The organism is Arthrobacter ginsengisoli, assembly GCF_031456935.1.
Taxonomy (GTDB): Bacteria; Actinomycetota; Actinomycetes; order Actinomycetales; family Micrococcaceae; genus Arthrobacter; species Arthrobacter ginsengisoli.
In genome coordinates, this window is record NZ_JAVDVQ010000003.1 from 314199 (window position 1) to 334910 (window position 20712).

Annotated in this window: 16 protein-coding genes; 9 read left to right on the top strand and 7 right to left on the bottom strand. The window is 65.1% G+C overall.

Annotated features, from left to right (window positions below):
• Positions 1-122: 122 nt before the first annotated feature.
• Positions 123-1178 carry a zinc-dependent alcohol dehydrogenase family protein gene (locus J2X01_RS05710; RefSeq protein WP_310051595.1) on the bottom strand — a complete coding sequence of 352 codons (1056 nt, stop codon included), beginning with the start codon at positions 1176-1178 and terminating at the stop codon, positions 123-125.
• A 173-nt stretch (positions 1179-1351) separates the two neighbouring features.
• Here J2X01_RS05710 and J2X01_RS05715 point away from each other — a divergent pair, with 173 nt between their 5' ends.
• From J2X01_RS05715 to J2X01_RS05740, 6 genes are all read left to right on the top strand, one after another.
• Positions 1352-2209 (top strand): 3-hydroxyacyl-CoA dehydrogenase family protein, encoded by an 858-nt coding sequence (locus tag J2X01_RS05715; protein ID WP_310051597.1) that lies wholly within the window; start codon positions 1352-1354, stop codon positions 2207-2209.
• 543 nt (positions 2210-2752) lie between these two features.
• Positions 2753-4681 carry a hydantoinase/oxoprolinase family protein gene (locus tag J2X01_RS05720; protein WP_310051598.1) on the top strand — a complete coding sequence of 643 codons (1929 nt, stop codon included), beginning with the start codon at positions 2753-2755 and terminating at the stop codon, positions 4679-4681.
• Between the two features lie 50 nt (positions 4682-4731).
• Positions 4732-5172 (top strand): acetone carboxylase subunit gamma, encoded by a 441-nt coding sequence (locus J2X01_RS05725; RefSeq protein WP_310051600.1) that lies wholly within the window; start codon positions 4732-4734, stop codon positions 5170-5172.
• A gap of 27 nt (positions 5173-5199) precedes the next feature.
• Positions 5200-7326, top strand: a complete 2127-nt coding sequence (locus tag J2X01_RS05730) for a hydantoinase/oxoprolinase family protein (RefSeq protein WP_310051602.1) — start codon at positions 5200-5202, stop codon at positions 7324-7326.
• Between the two features lie 64 nt (positions 7327-7390).
• The gene (locus tag J2X01_RS05735; protein WP_310051604.1) at positions 7391-9733 is read left to right on the top strand and encodes a hydantoinase B/oxoprolinase family protein; all 2343 of its coding nucleotides are present in this window, start codon (positions 7391-7393) and stop codon (positions 9731-9733) included.
• Between the two features lie 123 nt (positions 9734-9856).
• The gene (locus J2X01_RS05740; RefSeq protein WP_310051606.1) at positions 9857-10678 is read left to right on the top strand and encodes a hypothetical protein; all 822 of its coding nucleotides are present in this window, start codon (positions 9857-9859) and stop codon (positions 10676-10678) included.
• 11 nt (positions 10679-10689) lie between these two features.
• On the opposite strand, the gene J2X01_RS05745 is transcribed toward J2X01_RS05740, so the two are convergent.
• The 5 genes from J2X01_RS05745 to J2X01_RS05765 form a co-directional block, all read right to left on the bottom strand.
• Positions 10690-11241 carry a helix-turn-helix transcriptional regulator gene (locus J2X01_RS05745; RefSeq protein WP_310051608.1) on the bottom strand — a complete coding sequence of 184 codons (552 nt, stop codon included), beginning with the start codon at positions 11239-11241 and terminating at the stop codon, positions 10690-10692.
• Positions 11219-13348, bottom strand: coding sequence for a winged helix-turn-helix domain-containing protein (locus tag J2X01_RS05750; RefSeq protein ID WP_374724936.1), 2130 nt, complete (start codon positions 13346-13348; stop codon positions 11219-11221). Before J2X01_RS05750 ends, J2X01_RS05745 begins: the two co-directional genes overlap by 23 nt.
• Positions 13349-13599: 251 nt before the next feature.
• On the bottom strand, positions 13600-14784 hold the full coding sequence (locus tag J2X01_RS05755; protein ID WP_310051611.1) for an acetyl-CoA acetyltransferase: 1185 nt from the start codon (positions 14782-14784) through the stop codon (positions 13600-13602).
• Entirely contained in the window at positions 14781-15479 is a 699-nt protein-coding gene (locus tag J2X01_RS05760; RefSeq protein ID WP_310051613.1) for a CoA transferase subunit B, read from the bottom strand. Before J2X01_RS05760 ends, J2X01_RS05755 begins: the two co-directional genes overlap by 4 nt.
• A gap of 32 nt (positions 15480-15511) precedes the next feature.
• The gene (locus tag J2X01_RS05765; RefSeq protein WP_310051615.1) at positions 15512-16246 is read right to left on the bottom strand and encodes a CoA transferase subunit A; all 735 of its coding nucleotides are present in this window, start codon (positions 16244-16246) and stop codon (positions 15512-15514) included.
• A 200-nt stretch (positions 16247-16446) separates the two neighbouring features.
• Here J2X01_RS05765 and J2X01_RS05770 point away from each other — a divergent pair, with 200 nt between their 5' ends.
• Positions 16447-17232, top strand: a complete 786-nt coding sequence (locus J2X01_RS05770) for an IclR family transcriptional regulator (protein ID WP_310051617.1) — start codon at positions 16447-16449, stop codon at positions 17230-17232.
• A gap of 160 nt (positions 17233-17392) precedes the next feature.
• On the top strand, positions 17393-18298 hold the full coding sequence (locus J2X01_RS05775; protein ID WP_310051620.1) for an NADP-dependent oxidoreductase: 906 nt from the start codon (positions 17393-17395) through the stop codon (positions 18296-18298).
• A 128-nt stretch (positions 18299-18426) separates the two neighbouring features.
• Here the strand turns inward: J2X01_RS05775 and nadE are convergent, their stop codons facing one another.
• A complete protein-coding gene (gene nadE / locus J2X01_RS05780) occupies positions 18427-19248 on the bottom strand; it encodes an NAD(+) synthase (RefSeq protein ID WP_310051622.1) in 822 nt (273 codons plus the stop codon).
• A 203-nt stretch (positions 19249-19451) separates the two neighbouring features.
• Here nadE and J2X01_RS05785 point away from each other — a divergent pair, with 203 nt between their 5' ends.
• Positions 19452-20693, top strand: coding sequence for an FAD-dependent oxidoreductase (locus tag J2X01_RS05785; RefSeq protein ID WP_310051624.1), 1242 nt, complete (start codon positions 19452-19454; stop codon positions 20691-20693).
• Positions 20694-20712 lie beyond the last annotated feature (19 nt).

The following is a 20712-nucleotide window of genomic DNA, read 5'->3' on the forward strand; positions in this document are numbered from 1 at the left end:
CCCCCGTGCCCTGGCAGAACAAGAGTCACGACAAGGACCACTTCAAGCGCCTTTGCGCGGGACCGTACCAGCGGCAATACAGCGGCCCGCGCAGTTCCCGGCCGCCGCCGCCGGGCTTACCGTCAGGGGGTCAGCAGGACCTTGATGGCACGTCGTTCGTCCATCGCCCGGTAGGCCTCCGGGGCTTCCTCCAACGGCATCACAACGTCGAAGACGCGGCCCGGGTTGATGGTACCGGCGAGGACGTCCGCCAGCAGTTCCGGGATGTAGGTCCGTGCGGGGGCCATGCCGCCGCCGATGGAGATGTTCGTGTCGAAGAGGTAGCGCAGCGGGACCTCCCCGCCGCCGGTGGGGACGCCGACAAAGCCCAGTGCCCCGCCCGGGCGGGTGCTGTGCAGCGCCTGATCCATCGATTCCTGGGTCCCCACACACTCGAGGACGGAATCGGCCAGCACTCCGCCGAGGAGTTCGCGGACCGCGGCGACGCCCTCGTCCCCGCGCTCCGCCACGATGTCGGTAGCCCCGAACTCGCGGGCGATCGCCTGCCGGTCGGCGTGACGGGACATCGCAATGATCCGTTCCGCACCGAGCCGCCTCGCGGCCAGGACTCCGCAGAGCCCGACGGCGCCGTCGCCCACCACCACGACCGTCCGGCCCGGGCCGACTTTCGCGGCGAGGGCCGCGTGGTGCCCGGTCGCCATTACATCCGAGAGCGTGAGCAGGCTGTTCCGGAGGGCATCATCCGGCTCGGTGTCCCCGGGAACCTTGACCAGGGTGGCATCGGCCAGCGGGACGCGGACCGCCTCGCCCTGGCCGCCGTCGACGGGGTGACCGGAGTCGTCCCGGCCGCCCCAACCGGCCAGATGCTCGCAGGCCACGGTGACGCCGTTGAGGCACGGAGGGCAAGCGCCGCAGCTGATGACGAACGGCGCGATCACGAGGTCTCCGACCGCCAGGCGGGTGATCCCGGAGCCGATGCTCTCCACCGTCCCGATGAACTCGTGACCAATCGCGGTGGGCTTGCGGGTGGGCCGCACGCCGCGGTAGGGCCACAGGTCAGAGCCGCAGACGCACGTAGCGGTGACCTTGACGACGACGTCGGTGGGCAGCTGGACGGTGGGATATTCGCGGTCTTCGACCCGGATGTCACCGGGGGCGTGGATGATCGTGGCGCGCATGGGGGCTCCTCGGATTTGCGGTCGTGAGCGGGCTTGGACCGAGTTTAGTCCTCCCTGCCCGCCGGCCCTTGTGTTTGCTGCTGCGGCTGCCCTTGTATTGACGCCAAGGGCACCAGCACGAACCGCATCCGCCTGGCTGCTGCACCGTTGGCAGCCTCCTGAAAGGAACCGGCATGACCTACACGCTCCCCGCGGACATCGCGGACCGGCCCATTGCCGTCATCGGCGGCGGAACGCTGGGCCGGCGCATCGCCTTGATGCTTTCGCTCCAAGGCGCTGAAGTGCGCGTCTACGACACGAGCCTCACCGTAGCCAGAGCCGCGATCGAGTACGTCGCCACGCAGCGCCCCCGTGCCGTGGACGAGCTCGGGGGCAACCCGGCGGTCCGGCTGGCGGCGAGCGACAGTCTGGTGGACGCCCTGCGGGATTCATGGCTCGTGGTCGAAGCGGTACCCGAAAAGCTCGGCCTCAAACAGGCAATCTTCGCTGACCTTGACCAGCTGGCAGCCCGGGACGCCGTGCTGGCCAGCAGCTCTTCCTCGTTCGCTTCCTCCGAATTCATCGGCGGCGTGAGCAGCCCGGAGCGTGTCCTGAGCATGCACTTCTACATGCCGCCGGACGTGCGTTCGGTGGAGCTGATGTCCAGCGGCCACACCGATCCACGGATTATCGAGCTGCTCATGGCCGAACTGCCCAAGTACGCGCTGGCCCCGCACTGGGTGCGCAAGCAGAGTACAGGCTTCATCTTTAATCGGATCTGGGCGGCGATCAAGCGCGAATCGCTCCTGGTCGTGGCCGAGGGCGTGGCGGAGCCTCGGGACGTGGACGCCTTGTTCGCCGACCTCTTCAAATCCGAGATCACCCCTTTCCGCTTCATGGACGAGGTGGGCCTGGACGTGGTCCTCGACATCGAGAACCACTACTGCGAGCTGGCCGGGGTTGCGAACAAATCCGCTCCCATGCTTCAGGAATACATCGCCAAGGGCTGGCTGGGAGTGAAGAGCGGGCGCGGCTTCTACAACTACGCCTGACCCACCACCCACCAGCCACAACCCGCACCAGAAGCAGCGCGGGGTCAGATCCCGCCCGGCATCGGCCGTAGCTGACCCCGCGTTGCGTGTTGGAGAGAGCTTTGAGCGCGCGGGGCCGAGACTCCGGCTCAGATTCTCGGCGAAATTCCGCCGTCCACGCGCAACTCGATGTCCGTGGCGTACGCGGACTCGTCGCTGGCCAGGAAGACAGCGGCTTCGCCACGTCCCAGGCGGTGCCTATATGGCCCATGGGGACCGGGGCGTGTCGCCTCCTGAGCATTTCCTCACGCTGCCCGTCCGCGTAGGCTCCGTCGGGCGTCGCATAGCAGGCGCGGGGGACAGTGTCGTGGACTTCCGCCAGCCACCCCGCCAGCCACCCGGGTAGTCAATCACGCCCCGAAAAGTCCACCCGACCGGGTGGTTGCGGGCCACTCCGGCTGCTGAGCCACACTGGGACCAGTCCTCAATGTGGCTTGGATCACAGTCGCAAGTTGAGGAATCCGCCGCTGGTGTCACTGCGCCTCAACATACAAAGGAGTATCAATGGAACGGCTCATTAACATAGACAACGGTGGGACACTGACCGATATTTGTGTCTGGGACGGTGAGAATTTTTCATTCACGAAGACTCTCACGACGCCCTTTGACCTCTCCCAGTGTCTCTTCGACGGCATGGCCAAAGCGTCCAAGGAAATCTTCGGCGAAGAGGATCTTCCCGGGCTTTTGCACTCAACCCGTCACATCCGGTACTCCACCACCCAGGGAACCAACGCCCTCGTGGAGCGCAAGGGTCCCCGGATTGGAATTCTGACAGACAGCCCGTCGCTGGCCGGCGAGCTCCGCAATGGCGGCGCAGCTGCTGAGCTGTTTGAAGACCTCGTCGGCACCCGGGTGGCTGTCATCAACGCTGAACGGGACGTGGAGGAGCTCGCCCAGGAAATTGTGAAGCACGTCAACCGGCTGACGACCGACGGCGCCGCACGGCTCGTCATCGCCATGGCGGACCGCAACAAGGAGAAGGTCGTCAAAGGCGTTTTGCTTCGGAAGTTTCCCCGCCATCTGCTGGGTTCGGTCCCGATGTTGTTTTCGTGGGAATTCACGCCCGACACCATCCAGGCCCGCCGGGTGTGGTCCGGCATCATCAACTCCTTCCTGCATCCGACCATGGAGCGGTTTCTTTACAGCACCGAGCACCGGCTGCGGGACCACAAGGTCAAGAACCCGCTCCTCATCTACCGCAATGACGGTGCTTCGTCCCGGGTGGCCAAGGCAGTCGCGTTGAAGACCTACTCTTCCGGTCCCCGCGGTGGACTGGAAGGAACCAAAGCCCTCTCGGAGGCCTATGGACTCGCGCACGTTCTCATGATCGACGTCGGCGGTACTACCACGGACGTCGGCTCGGTAAAGAACTCGACTATATCTACGGATCGCAGGGGCTCGATCCAGGGGGTTCCGGTGTCATTCGAGATGAGCAACGTCCACTCCAGCGGGGTGGGAGGCAGTTCCGTCATCGCCGTCCGCGGCGGCGTCATTACCGTCGGCCCCGAGAGCGTCGGAGCCGCACCGGGTCCCGCTTGTTTTGGCTTTGGGGGCAAGCAGGCCACGATCACGGATGTAAATCTGCTTCTCGGGGTGCTCGATCCGGACACCTACCTCGATGGTGGTTTCAGTCTTGACGCCGAACGTTCCCGGGCCGTCATCACCGAAGTCATCGCGGAACCTTTGGGGATCACCCTGAATGACGCTCTGATCCGGATGGAGGCCGCATACTTCGCACGCATGTCGCAGTCCTTCGCTGCCGACGTCGAGGCTGCGGACGCCACCACAGTTGCTGCGTTCGGAGGTGCCGGACCGATGAGCGCCTGTGGTGCCGCTCGGATAGCCGGTGTCCGCCGCGTCCTGGTGCCGAAGATGGCCGCGGTCTTCTCAGCCTTCGGAATCGGCTTTTCCGACATTGCGCAGACCTACGAGGCGAGTGTCGCGGGAATGGACGCGCAGAACTTCGGTGCAACCAAGGCGATGCTGCTGTCCCGGGCCACAAGGGACATGTTCCAGGAGGGCCACGATATTGACGAATGCCGGCTCGAATGGAACGTGTTGCTGGAAGACGCCGAAGGGCAACTGGTTTCCGAACTGCCTTACCTGGCTTCCGACCCGCAGCCCGGCACCAGCGACCACAACACCATGCTGACCCTGACGGCCCGGTACGAACTGCCGCACGCATCGATCAGGCGGACCGAATCAGTGGTGAAGACGCCCGCCGTCGCCGCTTCCACCCGTAAGGTCCGCTCCGCCGTGGACAAGGTGGACGAGGTTCAAGTCTTTGAGCTGGGCAACCAAACGGCCGGGGCTTCGGCGGCGGGCCCCGCGATCGTAGAAGGCCCCTACTTCACGGCCCGTGTGCCGCATGGCTGGGTCTTCGATGTGACGGTCTCCGGTGACCTCATGCTCACAGACACCATCCAGAAGTGACCCCACATACCCATCAGCAAGAACAGGTGAGACACGTTATGCGAATTCCAATGACGGAATATCTGATCATCGATCTCGACACCGAGCGATGGAACTGCAAGGTATGCAACCACGACCTCGGCGATGCAAAAGGCAATTACAAGGAGGGGACGCTGGTCTACGACCGGGACCCCACGGAAATCCACCAGTCCATCCTGGACCCGGAGAAGTACGAATTCACGTTCGCTCCGGACCCCACCTTCTGCCGGATTCTCGAGTTCTACTGCCCGGGATGCGGAACGCAGCTGGAAACGGAGTACGTACCCCCGGGACACCCGCCCACGGTGGACATGCTGTGGGATATCGACTCGCTACGCGAAACATGGCTCAAGCGGGGCACCAGGCCTGAGGTCGTCATCAACTATGGACCAGGCGAAGAGGCGGTTGCCGATTTCACCCCGGCGCTCGGCTCCTACAACACCCACAACCATTCCCCCCATTCGTTCAGCTAGTACTTGGAATAAAGGAGACCACTGGTCATGAAACGAATTTCCGTCGACATCGGCGGCACATTTACCGACTGTTTTTTTGCCTGGGAAGACCAGTACGTTGAAGCAAAGGCGCTCACAACGCACCACAATCTGGCCCAAGGCTTCAACGAAGCACTCGACCTCGCCTGCTCACGTGCCGGACTGGACCGGGACCTCGTGCTGAAGGAAGTCGATTCCGTCCGCTATGCCACCACCCTCGGCACCAACGCCCTGATCGAAGGCAAAGGCCCACGTGTTGGGGCGCTGGTCACCCACGGCTTCGAGGACACTATCCCGCTCTCCCGCGGCCGCGGCTACGGCGAAGGACTGGACCCTTCCAAACAGCAGAACATGCCTGACGCCACCCGCCCGGATCCGCTCGTGCCCCGCGCCCTGATCCGGTCGGTGAAGGAGCGAATCAACTCTGCCGGCAAGGTGGTCGTTTCGCTGATGGAAGACGATGTCCGCACCCAGGTGCGCGAACTCGTTGACGCCGGGGCGGAAGCGATCGTGGTCTCCCTGGTCAACTCGACCGAGAACCCGGTCCATGAGCAGCAGATCCTGGAGATCATCCTGGATGAGTACCCGGCCCACGAGCTCGGGGCCATCCCGGTCCTGTTGGGAAGCCAGGTGTCGGGCCGAAAAGGCGAGTACGTCCGTGCGACGTCGACGATCGTCGACGCGTTCCTGCACGAGATCATGTTCCACGCGCTGGGGCAGCTGTCCAACAACCTGCGTTCCTCCGGTTACGACAAACCCATGCTGGTGATTCACAACTCGGGCGGAATGGCGCAGTCCAACTCGACGGATGCCCTGCAGACCATCCACTCCGGACCCATCGCCGGCGTGGGCGCTGCCCAGCACCTGGCCGACAGCACCGGGTTGGGAAACGTGATTTCGACGGACATGGGCGGCACGTCCTTCGATATCGGCCTGGTCCCGGAAGGGGGAGTCAAGCACTACGACTTCCAGCCGACCATCGGCCGCTGGCTGGTATCGGTACCTATGATCCACCTGTTGACGCTGGGTGCGGGAGGCGGTTCGATTGCCAGTTATGACCGCATCCACCATGCGGTACAGATCGGGCCGGAATCAGCAGGCTCAGATCCGGGTCCCGCCTGCTACGACCGCGGCGGCCTCCGCCCTACGGTCACGGACGCCGACCTGGTCCTGGGATACCTGGATCCGGAAAACTACGCCAACGGCTACATCAAGCTGAACAAGAAGCGCTCCGTCTACGCAATCGACGAGGATCTCGCTGACGACCTGAATATGGACACCATCCAGGTCGCCAAGATCATCAAGAATGCGGTCGACGAGCAGATGGCGATCGGAATGGCCAAGGAGCTGCGGGTCCGGGGATACCTCCCGGAAGACTTCACCATGCTGGCCTATGGCGGCAACGGGCCCCTGCACGCCTGCGGCATCGCAGATCACGCCGGCATCCGCAGGATCCTCGCGCCGCCCTTTTCCTCGGTATTCTCGGCCTGCGGCGCCGGCAACATGAAACCACTCCACATCCATGAGCGCGGCTCACATGTGGTGCTGTACAACCCCACGGACCGCAGCCTGTACCAGAGCTACGACGAGTTGAACAACGTCATCCAGGACCTGGAAGCCAAGGGCAAGGAAGACCTGATCCGTCAGGGGTACAACGGCGCCGACATCCGCTACAGCCTCGAAATGGACATGCGCTACGGCAACCAGTTGGTGACCACGGCCGTCGTTTTCGACATCAACCGTGTGAACGGCGTCGCCGACGTGCTTCACCTGATCCGGACGTTCTCGGATATCTACGGGAAGCGCTACGGTGCCGGCAGCCAGGCTCCCGAGGCCGGCATCCGGGCCCAGACCGTGCGGGTGTCGTCCTACGTGGACGGGGACGTGGTCAAGTTCGATTCGATCGACTCCGGACACGACAGGACCATGCCCAGCCCGGTCGGCACCCGGCAGGTCCACTTCGTGAAGATCGACGGAGCCGTGGATACCCCGGTGTACGACGCCGAGGCCCTCCACCACCAGCACGTCATCCACGGACCGGCCATCGTCACCACGGAAAACACCACCTATCTGGTTGAACCGGGCTGGCGCCTGGAACCGACATCCCAGGGAGCCGTGTGGTTCCTCAAAGACTGATCCCGTGCCGCACGGATCCACATCCAGACCTTCCAGCTAATCCCATTGAAGGAGCTCGACAGCAATGACGCTTACAGCAAATGAAAACAGCACCACCGGCAGAGCCGGAGACACAGCCGACGACGCTTCCCAGCCGCTGACTGCCCAGGAGCAGCAGTGGGTGGACCAGTTTATGGACGAAACAACCCTCTTCCTCGGCCCCGACCCGGCCATCATGCGCAGCCACCAGATCACGTCCCGCTCAGCCTACGAGGACGAGTGCATCTCCAAGGGCGTGGACCCGATCAAGGTGGACCGCATCCGCAAGCGCCTCGCCGGCGCCCTGGATGAGGGCTACGAAATGTGCGAGGCCATGGGTGCCGCTCCCGGAGCCAAATGGGGGGACCTGACGACGGCGATCTACACCGCCGAAGGGGACGTCACCTACCTGTCCTGCCACGGCGTGATCGCGTTCTCGGCGATCCTGCACCACCCGATCCGCTACATCATGAAGTACTGGAAGGACGAGCCGACGGTGGGGATCAACCCCGGCGATGGTTTCATCCACAACGATGCCCGGTATGGAAACGTCCACAACACTGACCAGTCGATGATCATGCCGATCTTCCGCGAGGGAAAGATCATCGCCTGGGTCGCTGCGACCATTCACGAAGGCGAAAACGGGGCCTGCGAGCCGGGCGGAATGCCGTCAGGCTCCGAGACCCCGTTCGACGACGGGCTCCGGATGTCGCCGTTCAAGATCGTTGAGAAAGGTGACCTGCGCCGGGACCTGTTGACGTTCCTGCAGCACTCGGTTCGGGACCCCAAGCTGCAGCTGGCCGACCTCAAGGTCAAGATCGGTGCCGTCCAGCGCATCCAGGAACGCGTCGACAGCATCATCGACGAAGTCGGAGTGGAGACCTTCGTCGCTGCCCTGCGCGTCACCGTTGAAGACGTGGAGCAGGAAGTCAAGCGCCGCATCAGCGAGCTGCCGGACGGAACGGTGTCCTTCAACCAGTTCATGGACTCCACGCTTAAAGAGAACATCCTGATCAAATTCGCCTGCAAGGTGACTGTCAAGGGTGACAAAATGACCGTTGACCTGAGGGGCACAGGTCCTGAAATCCTCAACAGGGCCATCAACTCCCCACTGTGCTCGGTCAAGTCGATGATGATGCAGGCGATCCTGGCATTCTGGTGGCCCGATCTGCCCCGCTGTACCTCGGCGATGTCGCCCATCGACATCATCTCGGACGAGCACACATGGGCCGACGCCGGTTACGATGCGCCGATGGGGCAATCGCTGCAGGCCTCATTCCGGGGATTCTCTGCCCTGCAGACAGCCTTTGCCAAGATGCAGTTCTCCAACCCGGAGAAGTTCTCCAATGTCCTGGCTCCCTGGTTCAACCAGATCAACACCTTCCTGTGGGGCGGCCTGACCCAGCACGGCGACCAAGTGGGAAACCTGTGTGCAGACCTCAATGGCATGGGCGGAGGCGCCAAGGCGTTCCGCGACGGTGAAGACGCCGTCTCGCCACTGTTTTGTGCAATGGCTGACACTGCTGAACAGGAAGTCATGGAAGAGGAAGTTCCTTTTATGCAGCTTGTCAGCAAACGGATCGTACGCGACAACCAGGGCTTCGGCAAGAACAGCGGCGGCATGGGTTACGAGATGATCGTTGCTGCTGAAGGAACACCGATGTGGGGCTTCATGACCGTTACCTCGGGGTCGAAATTCTCCTCGGTCACGGGAATGTTCGGCGGCTACGGCTGCAGCACCACACCCCTGGCCATGGTTAAGGGAATCAACATCTACGACGTGATCCGCAAGGATGCCAGCAAGTTCGATTTGTCCATGGAGCGGATCATGAACGAGCAGCCCTATGAGGGTGGTAAATACACCACTTCCCATATGGGCCTGCAGTTCGATGTCGCCAAGGACGGCGAGATGTACATGATCGCCCAGGGCTCCGGCGGCGGGTATGGCGACGTCCTGGAACGTGATCCGGAGGCGGTGGCCAAGGATCTGGAGCTCGGCCGCATTTCACCGAAGGTTGCCACCAGCATCTACGGCGTCGTCTGGGATCCTGAAACCTTTGTGGTGGACCAGGAGGCAACCACCCAGTTGCGCCGCGACTCCCGGCGGGCGCGAATCGCCCGCGGCAAGCCGTACAAGGAGTTCCTTGAGGGCTACGTGAAAGCGGAGCCCCCGAATGACCTGCTCTACTACGGGTCCTGGGGCGACGATACCGAGGAGCTCACGGCCACCCACTTCACCAACAACGGACCGGAACGGGTCAAGGCGACCATCGACAAGCTGCCGCTGATCATGCTTCCGGACCGCAGGGAAGTCAAAATCAGCGCACTGGAGGACCGGATCCGGGAGCTCGAATTGAAGCACGGGGAAGTTGTCCACCGTAAGTCCTAGCCCGTAACGGTACGTCCCGGCCTGGGACGCCCCGCCTCAAGAAGCCTTCTGCGCCGCATCCTCCCCGTCCAGGACGGTGCGGCGCTGAAGGCCGCTATCAGCCAAAGTTTGGAGAAAGACATCATGACCACTTCCACCGCCACCACCCTCGCCAACGTTGTTGCCTCCCCTCCGACGGGACGGCCGAAGGCTGTGGTGTTCGACCACCACGAGTACGCAGCGTCCGTGATTCTCCGCGGCGGGCCCGTCCCCTGGGACAACCCCACTGCTTACGCGGCTTTCTTCGCCCAGGCACAGGGGCTGCTCCGGCCGGACGTCGCGCTCTTGGAACTGAACCGGCTGTACGGTCATCAAACGGCCGGCAACACCGGACTCGAAACTGAGATGGCGGCTCGATCCAGGACAGGTTTCGCGCTGAGGACATTGCTGGCAAACGATGACCTCAACCTGGCAGTTCTGGACTTCGTTACCGTGTTCGCCAAGACAGCCCGCCAGCCGGTGGTGCTGCGCATCCCGTCGCCGATGGTCTGGCTAACCGGTACGCACCACTTCTCGGGCGCCGAGCACAGCAGCGACCTCGACGCCGACAACGCGGAGAATGCCTCCATGTATGTCAGCGACTGGTTGCGGGCGTTCGCTGGGCTGCCCATCGCGGGACTCCTGCTGGACAACCGGACGCCTGCCGGCGCCGCCCGCAGCGTGCACGTTCCGCTGGAGGCCTACACTCCGATTACCAATCTGGCTAGCAACTACCGTTGGACGTTGGGGCAGCTCGACGACGACCGGATGCGTCTGCAGGGGGACCCTGCGGTTGGCGCCTACATTCCTGCGCGGTTCTGGCTCGAGCCGGACGTGGCACTTCCTGCCGGGGACTTCTACCTGGGCGAGCTCCCCAGCGCCGCGTCGCCGGAGGGCGTGCTGGCCAGACTGGAGACCCTGGGGTAACCCCCCCGTGGTCACTTCGGGGGGAGCAGGTGCCGGCGCCGGGCTTCTACGACACAGGCCCGACGGTCACTGACGCCGAGCGTGTTGAACAGACTCTTCAGGTACCACTTGACTGTATTGATGCCCAGATGCAGCTCCTGGGCGATTTCGCGGTTGGACCTGTCCTTATCGACCAGACGCAGGATCGTCTGCTCGCGCTGCGACAGACCCGGTTCCGACGCGGAGGTTGTGTCCGGGCCGGCCACCGGACGGACCAGCTCTGCAGACCACCCGGAATCCCGGCTGGTCTTGGCCTGGGAATCCAGCCGGGTGAGGATACTGAGGAACCGCGGCAACTCATGGCTGACCTGCTCCGGGGCGGGTTCGCGCCGCAGCCTGGCTGAGATGGCGCGCACCAGCTCCAGGCAGCCTGCGCCGCCATCGAGCACGGGTCGGACCAGGCCCAGGCGGGAGCACGTGTCGAGGGCGGGCAAGAGCGTCGTTTCGGCTTCCTCACAGTTTCCCGCCCGCTCCAGCGCGGCCGCCAGCAGGATACGGGCATTAAGCTCCGCCCTCGGGCCCAAATAGGCTGTTGCCCGCGACAGCCAGGGTAGACCGCAGCTGCGTGGCCAGCCGGATCTGGTGCTTGGTTTCCGCCAGTCCTTCCAGCCGCGGTCCGATGGCGTCCGCCGCTTCCTGGTCCGCTGCCGCGCCCAGGGAGTCACCGCGGGGTTCTTCGTTGGTGGTCCGGGGGCCGATTCCCAATTGCACGCGTTCCAGATTCATGACCAGTTTGAGCCGGTCCAAGCCGAGGCTGTCGGCCACCAGATCGCCTTCGTCGAGTATTTCCCGGGCCCTTGGAGTGTCTCCCCGTAGTGCCTTTATTCTTGCCAGTGTGGCGTACGTGGACACCATGAAGTCCACCACCCCGCCTTCGGAACCCAGCTCGCGGGTTTCCTCCAGTAACTTCTCGGCCCTATCGAGTTCGCCGCGTTCATAGAGGAGTTGGCCCATCATCGCTCCCGCCAGCCGGGCCGCATGCGAGTATCGGCCGGCCTTGCGCCGGCCGAGTTCCACGGCCGCGGTGAAGTGCTGGTCCACCCGGTCCAGATCGAGCAGGGCGTAGGCGGCAAGACCGGCAAAACAGTGTCCGTACACGCCACTGAAGGGGCCCGAAGTCTGGCCGTGGAACTTCGAGGCCCAGCGCTGTTGTTCCAAAGCGAGACTGTAGTCGCCGTCGTGGATCTTCTTGAACGTTGACACGTTCGCTGCCACCGAGACGATCCACGGCCTGAGCAGGTCGGCCTGGGCGAAGCACTTCTCGTCCAGTTCATTGACGTGATTTACTCTGTCGCCGTACATGTCGATGCAGCTTTGAACCACGAGCCCTTCGACGCCCAGTTCAAAACGGTCGTGTTCGGTCAGCGTCGCATCCACGGGCATCACGGCTTCGGCCAGGTCCAAGGCACTCTGCGCCGCCCCGGATTGGTTCAGCAATGTATGGGCCCAGGCTATTGCCGTCTGGAGCCGGGCCTGCCCGGCCGCATGATCGGCCGGGATCTTGCCGACGAGTGCCAGCAGGGTCGACATGCTCGAGTGCTCCACCAGCCACATCGCGCGGAGTTCGACGATCTCCACCGCGAGCTCAACGTCCCCGGCGGCGAGGGCATGGTCCACTGCCTCGCTGGGGAATCCGTTTTCCGAATACCAGCGGGCAGCGATCAGGTTCAGTTCCCTGATCCGGCCCGGGTAGTCGCGCTCCAGGCGGCGGCGCAGGTAGTCCTCAAACAGGTGGTGATAGCGGTACCACGTACCGTCGTCGTCAAGCGGTTGCAGGAAAAGATCCTGTGCCTGGATCTTCTCCAGCATGGCCTGGCCCAGTTCCACCCCTGAGAGCGCGGACGCCAGCCCCGCGCAGAGGCGTTCCGGAACCGAGGTCATCAGGAGGAAATCCAGTGTTTCGGGGCTGAGGGTGTCGAGGACGTTTTCGGCGAGATACTCCCCAATGGACGCGTGCCTGCCGGAGAGCCGTTCAATCAGTTCTGAGGCCCCGCGGTGGTCCCTGAGGGACAGGGAGACCAGTTGCAGCGCAGCGATCCAGCCCTCCGTCGTCCGGTGGAGGCTGGCCACGTCTCCCGCATCCAGATCGAGCCGGTTGATGCCGACCAGAAAGTCCTGGGACTCGTTTTCATCGAACCGCAGCGCGACGGCGTCCACTTCGATTAGCTGATCCCGCACCATCAGCCGGCCCAGTGGCAGGCCCGATCGGTTGCGGCTGGTGATGATGAAGGACAAATGTGAGCCGCCGGCTTCCAGCAGCCGTTCCACGACCGCCTTGGTTCTAGGCTCCGTGACCAGGTGCCAGTCATCCAGGGTTATGACGATGTCCTGGCCGCCCTCATCGATGGCGTTGATGAGAGCGGGAACCACGTATTGCTCAGCGTCGTCGGGCCGCTCCTCCAGCAACTGCTGCAGTTCCTCGTCAAGTCCGGGACGGGCTTTGCGGATTGCCTGAAGCAGATGTGACAGGAACCAGATGGTGTTGTTGTCATCCCGGTCCACGGACAGCCAGACGGTGACGAGGCCTTGGGCCGCGAGGATCTCCATCCATTGGGCGGCAAGGGTTGACTTGCCGAATCCGGCCGGGGCATGGATCAACGCGAGCCGGCGTTTCCGGTCCGGTTGGAGCATCTCCGTCAGCCTCGAACGGTGAACCCACTGGCCGACGGGCTCGGGCGCCCGAAACTTGCTTGATGCACTGGGTGGTCCTGTGGGCATCCGCCACCTCCTTGTGGTCCGGCGGTCGCCGGGAATGCATTTTGGCCCTCTGAAATCCTATGGGAACCGCGGCATCAAAGACAGGGGCACACTGCCAACGCGGGGTCAGCTACGGTCCATCGAAGGACTAATAATGGGATGTGTCTGACCCCGCGTTGGTGTGCCTAGACGGCTTCGAGGACGCTGACGTAGTTGGCGATGCCGACGCCGCCCATGTTCTGCACCGCGGCCCGGCGCGGGTTGGGCAGTTGCATGGCGCCGGCGGTGCCGGTGAGCTGCATCGCGGCGATGACGTGCTGGGACACGCCGGTGGCGCCGACCGGGTGGCCCTTGGCCTTGAGTCCGCCGGAGACGTTGACAGGCAGTTTGCCGTCCTTGAAGACCCAGCCTTCCTCCAGGGCGCGCGCCCCGTGGCCAGGTTCGGTCAGCCCCATGGCCTCGTACATCAGCAGCTCGGCGATGGTGAAGCAGTCGTGTACTTCCGCGAAGTCCAGCTCCTCAAGCCCGACGCCGGCCATCCCCAGCGCGCGCTGCCAGGAGGCGCGGGTGGCAGTGAAGGCCGTGGGGTCCCGGCGCTCGGCGGGGAAGAAATCGTTCGCCTGGCCGAAGCCGGCGAGCCGCACCGGGGCGGTGGCACCGCCGGTCGGGGCGACGCTCAGCACGACGGCGGCGGCGCCGTCGGACACGGGGGAGCAGTCGGTGCGGCGCAGCGGGTCGGCGACCATCGGGTTCTTCTCCGAGACGGTCCGGCAGAACTCCTCGCCGAGGTCCTTGCGGAGCTGGGCGTAAGGGTTGTCCACGCCGTTGCGGTGGTTCTTCGCGGCGATGGTGCCCAGGACATCCGACACCGGTCCGTAGCGCTTCTCATAGTGCTTGGCGACCTCGGCAAAGAGCCCGGTGAAGCCCGTGCTGGAGGCCTTGCCGGCCATGTCATAGTCGGCGCCGAGCAGGGCCGCGCCCACGACGTCGGCCCCCGCGTGTGTCATCTTTTCGGCGCCGATCACGAGGACGTTTCTTGCGGTTCCGGCCAGCAGCGACTTGGTGCCCTGCTGGAACGCGGCGGACCCGGAGGCGCAGGCGTTCTCGACCCGGGTGGACGGGACGTTGGCCAGCTGCTCGGAGACCTGCAGGGCCAGCGAGGACGGGAACGCCAGCGGCATCATGCCGGAGTTGAACTGGCCGAGGTAGATTTCGTCAATCTGGCCCGGCTCGATCCCGGCGTTGCCGATCGCCTCCGTGGCGACCTGGACGATCAGGGATTCCAGGGTCTCGTCCGTGAGTTTGCCGAAGCGGCTGTGGCCCCAGCCGGTCAGCAGGACGTCTTTACCGAACTGTTCGCGCAGGCTCATGCCGTGGCTCCTTCAAGGGTGGGAGTGGTGTCGAGGGTCGGGGCGACGTCGAAGGGGGCTTCGGTTTTCCCGCGGAGCTCCTCCACGGTGACGCCGGGGGCAAGACGGGTCAGCGTAAGCTGCCGGGCGCCGCCGGTTTTTTGGTCGACCTTCACCAGGTCAAACACCGCGAGGTCGCTGATGATGCGGTCAACACAGCTCAGCCCGGTCAGCGGCAGGGTGCATTCCGTGACGATTTTGGCGGTGCCGTCCTTGGCGTTGTGTTCGGTGAGGACCACGACGCGCGGGGTGCCGGCGACGAGGTCCATGGCGCCGCCCATGCCTTTGACCATTTTGCCGGGGATGGTCCAGTTGGCGAGGTCGCCGTTGCCGGAGACCTGCATGGCGCCCAGGATGGCGACCTTGACGTGCCCGCCGCGGATCATGCCGAAGGAGGTTGCGGAGTCGAAGATGCTGCCGCCGGGGAGGACCGTGACGGTCTGCTTGCCGGCGTTGATGAGGTCCGCGTCCTCCTCGCCCTCGTAGGGGAACGGCCCCATGCCGAGCAGGCCGTTCTCGCTCTGCAGGACGACGCGGACGCCCTCGCGCAGGTTGTTGGCGACCAGCGTGGGGATGCCGATGCCAAGGTTGACGTAGTCGCCGTCGTTGAGTTCCTCGGCCGCGATGGCGGCCATTTCATTCCGGGTCCAAGCCATGGTGATTTCTCCTGAAGAAGTTGGGGCGGCGCTCAGGCCGGAACGGGTGCGGCGGGCTCGGCCGCTTCGGCGCGGGGGCGGACCGTGCGCTGTTCGATGTCCTTGACCCGGTCGCTGGCCTGGACCAGGCGCTGAATGAAAACCCCGGGCGTGGTGATGTGGTTGGGGTCCAGCTGGCCGGGTTCGACGATCACTTCGGCTTCGGCCACCGTCACGGCGCCCGCCGTCGCCACGACCGGGTTGAAGTTCTGTGCGGTGTAGCGGTAGATCAGGTTGCCGTCGGTGTCGGCGGTGTGGGCGTGCACCAGGGCGACGTCGGCCTTGATGGCGCGTTCCAGGACGAACGTCTCGCCGTCGAATTCGGCGAGCGGCTTGCCCTCAGCGACGAGGGTCCCGACGCCGGTCTTGGTGTAGAACGCCGGGATGCCCGCGCCGCCGGCGCGGAGGCGTTCGGCGAGGGTGCCCTGCGGGGTGAACTCCACCTCCAGCTCGCCGGCAAGATACTGCTCGGCGAAGAGTTTGTTCTCGCCCACATAGGACGCAATGACCTTGCGGACCTGGCCGGCTTCAATCAGCACGCCGAGGCCCTTGCCGTCGACGCCCATGTTGTTGGACACCACCGTGAGGTCCTTGACGCCGGAATCGCGCACGGCCTCGATCAGATCAGCCGGGATGCCGCTGAGGCCAAAGCCTCCGACGGCAAGCGTCATGCCGTCCCGCAGGACGTCCTGCAGCGCAGCGGCCGCTCCGGATTTCAACTTTGACATCGGATCTCCTCATTGAGCTCTTGACGCAGTCCACTTTGTGGACTGCTCCTCTGCTGTTGGAGCCTACGGTGCCGAAATGAGGGCTGTCAATGGATGATTTTGGCCTCAACAGTGCGGTTTTTACAGTGTGGACGGTAGGCTGATGAGTGTCCATAATATGGATAGTTTGGGTGGATCTAACGCAAAGTCCGAGGAAAAAGATGTCTTCATTACCGGTCCAGGGCGCACAAGTCGTCAGCCGCGTCGCGTCGCTGCTGCGCATTGTCGGACGGAAACCGGAGGGGTCCCCGCTCGTGGAACTCGTCAGGGAGTCCGGGCTTACCCGCCCCACCGTGCACCGGCTCCTTTCCTCGCTGGCCTCCGAGGGCCTGCTGGACCAGGACGCCGTCACGGGTAACTGGGTGCTGGGTCCGGAGATCCTGCTGATGGGCTCCGTGGCCTCCGCCCGCTTTCCGCTCGAGGACATCGCCCGGCCCAGCCTCCGCCGGCTCGCCGAGGAGACCGGCGAAAGCGCGTTTTTCTCCATCCGGCGCGGCGACGAAACGGTGTGCCTGCTCCGCGAGGAAGGCAGCTTCCCGGTCCGGTCCTTCGTGCTGCACGAGGGGGTCCGCTTCCCGCTCGGGGTCGCGTCCGCGGGCACCGCCATCATGGCGTTCCTGCCGGAGGACGAGCAGGAGGAACTGCTGGCCGGCTGGGCCACGCATGCCGGCCGTTTCGCGGCCGCGCACACCGAGGCCCGGGTCCGCGAAAGCCTGGCAGAGACGCGCCAGGCCGGATACTCGGTCAATCCCGGACTCGTGCTGGAGGGCAGCTGGGGGATGGGGGCGGCAGTCTTCGACCAGCGCGGCCGTCCGGCCTGGGCATTGTCGCTGACCGGAATTGAGCCGCGCTTCAAGGGGGAGCGGCAGCAGATGCTGGGTCGACTGCTGATGGAGGAAGCGCACCGGATCTCGACGCTGCTGACCCGTTCGCCAGGCGGCGCCTGACCCGCCGCGCGGCGGGTGCCGCAGCACGCCCGAGTGCCCCCGTTCGGCTGAGGCTGCGTCGATGATGTTGAGCAGTGGCAGGCCCTTGCGCACGCCCCGCCGGTGCGAGACGCTGACAGCCTGCGGGCGCCAACCGCGCCGAGCCTGAGGAGCGCAGCTCATGAACAGCATCAAGATGTCCTTTGACCATTTCGGCGGCCCGGAGGTGGTAACAGCCGGCGAAGAGGAACTGCCGCCGCCGGGGGACGGCGAGGTCCAGCTGGACGTCCGTGCCATCGGGATCAATCCGGTGGACTGGAAGCTCGTTGCCGGCTACCTGGAACCCTTCTTCCCGCTGCAGCTCCCCGCCGTTCCCGGCTGTGAAGCGGCCGGGACGGTGGCCGCCGTCGGCAGCGGCGTCACTGACTTCGGAGTGGGAGACGGCGTTATCTGGAACGGCCTCGTGGGAGGCTACCGCTCTGTGGCCAACGTCCCGGCCGGCCAGCTGACGCGCAAACCGCCGGGTGTCGATTTTGAACAGGCGGCCTGCATGGCGATAGCTGGCGGCGCGGCGTATTCCGTCCTCGTCCAGCTGGGCGTCGGGACGGGGGACGCGGTCCTGGTCCACGGTGCGGCGGGCGGCGTCGGCTCGGCATGCGTCCAGATCGCGCGGGATCTTGGTGCCCGGGTCATCGGCACCGCCTCAGCGCAGAACCATGACTTTCTGCGCGGGCTCGGCGTCGAACCCGTGGCCTACGGCGAAGGGCTCGAGGAGCATGTCCGCTCCCTGGGCGGCGTAACCGCGGTCGTGGACACAGTCGGCGGGAAAGAAACGACGGCGGCCACCGTGGCACTGCTTGGCGGACACGGCAAGGCGGTGACCACGGTACCCGGAAACGAGGCCAACGCCGCTGGAATAGCCCCGGTCAGGCTTCTGGAAGGGCGGGTGGCGGAAGCTGTCCGGCTGGCTGCCGAGGGCAGGCTCCGCTTCGCGATCCAGGAGCGCCTGCCACTGACCGAGGCGGCACGGGCGCTGGGCATCAGTCGCTCAGGCCACGTCCGGGGCAAGATCGTCCTGATCCCGTAGCTGGTTCCGCAGGGAGTGCACGCGGGGCCGCGGGGCCGCGGCACATTGACACGGAAATGCCACGCGTTGGCGCCGGGACTGTCCAGAGGGGGCCAACGTGCCCCCGGACGGCGTCATCGACAGTCAGGCTATTTCCACCAGGTGTCGAAGATGGTGACAGGGACGGTGCGCTTGTGCCGGGTGCGGAGGTATTTCTGTTCGATCAGCTCGGCTGCGGCCACAGGGATGTCCCGGCCCTCGAGGTAGTCGTCGATCGTGTCGTAGCTCAGGCCCAGCTCATCCTCGTCGGTGCGGCCGGGCTGGCCGTCAAGGAGGTCGGCCGTGGGGACCTTTTCCCAGACCCGGGCCGGGGCGCCGAGCTCGGCGAGCAGGGCACGGTTCTGGCGCTTGTTCAGTCCGAACAGCGGCAGGATGTCGGCGCCGCCGTCGCCGTACTTGGTAAAGAATCCGGTGACTGATTCCGCGCCGTGGTCCGTTCCGATGACCAGGTAGTTGTGCTCGCCGGCGAGGGCGTACTGCGCGATCATGCGGGTACGGGCTTTGGTGTTGCCTTTGTGGAAGTCGGAAATCCCGTTGCCCACGGTCTTCTCGAATTCGTCCTCGAAGCCGTCCACTGCGGCGGAGATGTTGAACGTCCACTCGGTCTTGGCCTGGATGAAGTCCAGGGCAGCCTGGGCGTCGTGCTCGTCGTGCTGCACGCCGTAGGGCAGGCGGACGGCGACGAAGTTTGCGTCCACCCCCTCGGCTGACAGCTCTTCGACGGCAAGCTGCGCCAGCCGGCCGGCGAGCGAGGAGTCAAGCCCGCCCGATATGCCCAGGACGAAGCCCCTGGTGTGGGTCGCTTTGAGGTAGTCCTTGAGGAACGTGACGCGTTTGCGCACCTCCCCGGCGGGGTCGATTGCGGGCTGCACGCCCATTTCTTCAATGATTTTCGCCTGGAGTTCGCGCATGCCTCAAAGCCTAGCCAGCCGTGTCAACCGGGCCCAACTGTGTCCGGCTGGCGCTGCGGGGAACGCGCGGGCCTGACCTGAGCGCGGACTTTCGGACTGGCGCTGCGCTTTCGGACTGACGCTACGCGGATCTCCGCCGCGCCGGTCCGAAACCGCCGCGAAAACCCCTCCCGCGGCACCGTGCGCAGGCGTAGCGTATGGCCATGGAAACGACCGGATGCGTGGTGGTCGGTGGCGGGCCGGCCGGAATGATGCTGGGGCTGCTGCTGGCCCGGGCAGGCGTGGCCGTGACGGTGCTGGAAAAGCACGCTGATTTCTTCCGGGACTTCCGCGGCGACACCGTCCACGCCTCGACAATCAGGCTGATCGACGAGCTGGGCCTGGGGGAAGAATTCCGCAGGCTGCCACAAAGCCGGCTGAGCAGCGTCGCCTTCCCGGTGCCGGGCGGGCCGCCGGTAACGATGGGCAACTTCGACTCGCTGCCGCCGCCCTACAACTACATTGCCATGATGCCGCAGTGGGACTTCCTGAACTTCCTGGCCGACGCCGCCGCTGCGGAACCGTCATTCGCCCTGCGGATGAATCACAAGGCAACAACGCTGGTTCGCAACGGCGGCCGGGTGACCGGCGTCCGCTACAAAACCGCGGACGGGACCGAGGGCGAGGTCCGCGCTGACTTGGTGGTCGCCACTGACGGGCGCCATTCCACCCTCCGCCGCGAGGCCGGGCTGGCGCCCAAGGAGTATCAGGTGCCGTTCGACACCTGGTGGTTCCGGCTGCCACGCCATGCCTCCGAGCAGGGCGCCATAGCGGGGATTGTGCCCGCATTCGGCCGGGGCGAGGCCCTGCTGTCGCTCAACCGCACCGACTATTACCAGATGGGTTACCTCGCGCCGAAAGGCACGGACGCGCGGATCCGATCAGAGGGCGTCGAGGGCTTCCGGCGCCGGGTAGCGGCGCTCCGCCCGGACCTCGCCGACCGAGTGGACGCCATTTCCTCCCTGGCGGACCTGCACTGGCTGGACGTGCGGCTGGACCGGCTGCGCCAATGGCATATCAACGGGCTGCTCTGCATCGGCGACGCCGCGCACGCCATGTCGCCCGCCGGCGGCGTGGGGATCAACCTTGCCATCCAGGACGCCGTGGCCGCCGCGGACTGCCTCGCGCCGGCGCTGCTCCGCGGCAGGGTCTCGCGCGAGGACCTGGCCAAGGTCCAGCGACGGCGGCAGACGCCCACGGTCATCGTCCAGGCCGTGCAGCGGGTGATGCACCGGGTGGTGTTCGGGCCGATCATGACCGGAAAGAGGTCCGGGGCACCGGCTGTCCTGCTCTCCGTGGGCCGGCACATCCCCGCCATAGGCAGGGTGCTGCCCCGCTTCGTCGCCTTCGGACCGCGGCCCGAACACGCGCCCGCGTTCGCCCGGCGCACCCCGCAGCGTTCGTAGCAGAGTCAAGGAGCAGACC

Excerpts from the sequence above, each read along its gene's own strand:
- J2X01_RS05755 (WP_310051611.1), bottom strand. The coding sequence starts at position 14,784 with ATGAGCCTGCGCGAACAGTTCGGTAAAGACGTCCTGCTGACCGGCTGG.
- J2X01_RS05785 (WP_310051624.1), top strand. The coding sequence starts at position 19,452 with ATGGAAACGACCGGATGCGTGGTGGTCGGTGGCGGGCCGGCCGGAATG.
- J2X01_RS05770 (WP_310051617.1), top strand. The coding sequence starts at position 16,447 with ATGTCTTCATTACCGGTCCAGGGCGCACAAGTCGTCAGCCGCGTCGCG.
- J2X01_RS05740 (WP_310051606.1), top strand. The coding sequence starts at position 9,857 with ATGACCACTTCCACCGCCACCACCCTCGCCAACGTTGTTGCCTCCCCT.
- J2X01_RS05710 (WP_310051595.1), bottom strand. The coding sequence starts at position 1,178 with ATGCGCGCCACGATCATCCACGCCCCCGGTGACATCCGGGTCGAAGAC.
- J2X01_RS05725 (WP_310051600.1), top strand. The coding sequence starts at position 4,732 with ATGACGGAATATCTGATCATCGATCTCGACACCGAGCGATGGAACTGC.
- J2X01_RS05775 (WP_310051620.1), top strand. The coding sequence starts at position 17,393 with ATGAACAGCATCAAGATGTCCTTTGACCATTTCGGCGGCCCGGAGGTG.
- J2X01_RS05765 (WP_310051615.1), bottom strand. The coding sequence starts at position 16,246 with ATGTCAAAGTTGAAATCCGGAGCGGCCGCTGCGCTGCAGGACGTCCTG.
- J2X01_RS05720 (WP_310051598.1), top strand. The coding sequence starts at position 2,753 with ATGGAACGGCTCATTAACATAGACAACGGTGGGACACTGACCGATATT.
- J2X01_RS05715 (WP_310051597.1), top strand. The coding sequence starts at position 1,352 with ATGACCTACACGCTCCCCGCGGACATCGCGGACCGGCCCATTGCCGTC.
- J2X01_RS05760 (WP_310051613.1), bottom strand. The coding sequence starts at position 15,479 with ATGGCTTGGACCCGGAATGAAATGGCCGCCATCGCGGCCGAGGAACTC.
- J2X01_RS05735 (WP_310051604.1), top strand. The coding sequence starts at position 7,391 with ATGACGCTTACAGCAAATGAAAACAGCACCACCGGCAGAGCCGGAGAC.
- J2X01_RS05750 (WP_374724936.1), bottom strand. The coding sequence starts at position 13,348 with ATGCTCCAACCGGACCGGAAACGCCGGCTCGCGTTGATCCATGCCCCG.
- nadE (WP_310051622.1), bottom strand. The coding sequence starts at position 19,248 with ATGCGCGAACTCCAGGCGAAAATCATTGAAGAAATGGGCGTGCAGCCC.
- J2X01_RS05730 (WP_310051602.1), top strand. The coding sequence starts at position 5,200 with ATGAAACGAATTTCCGTCGACATCGGCGGCACATTTACCGACTGTTTT.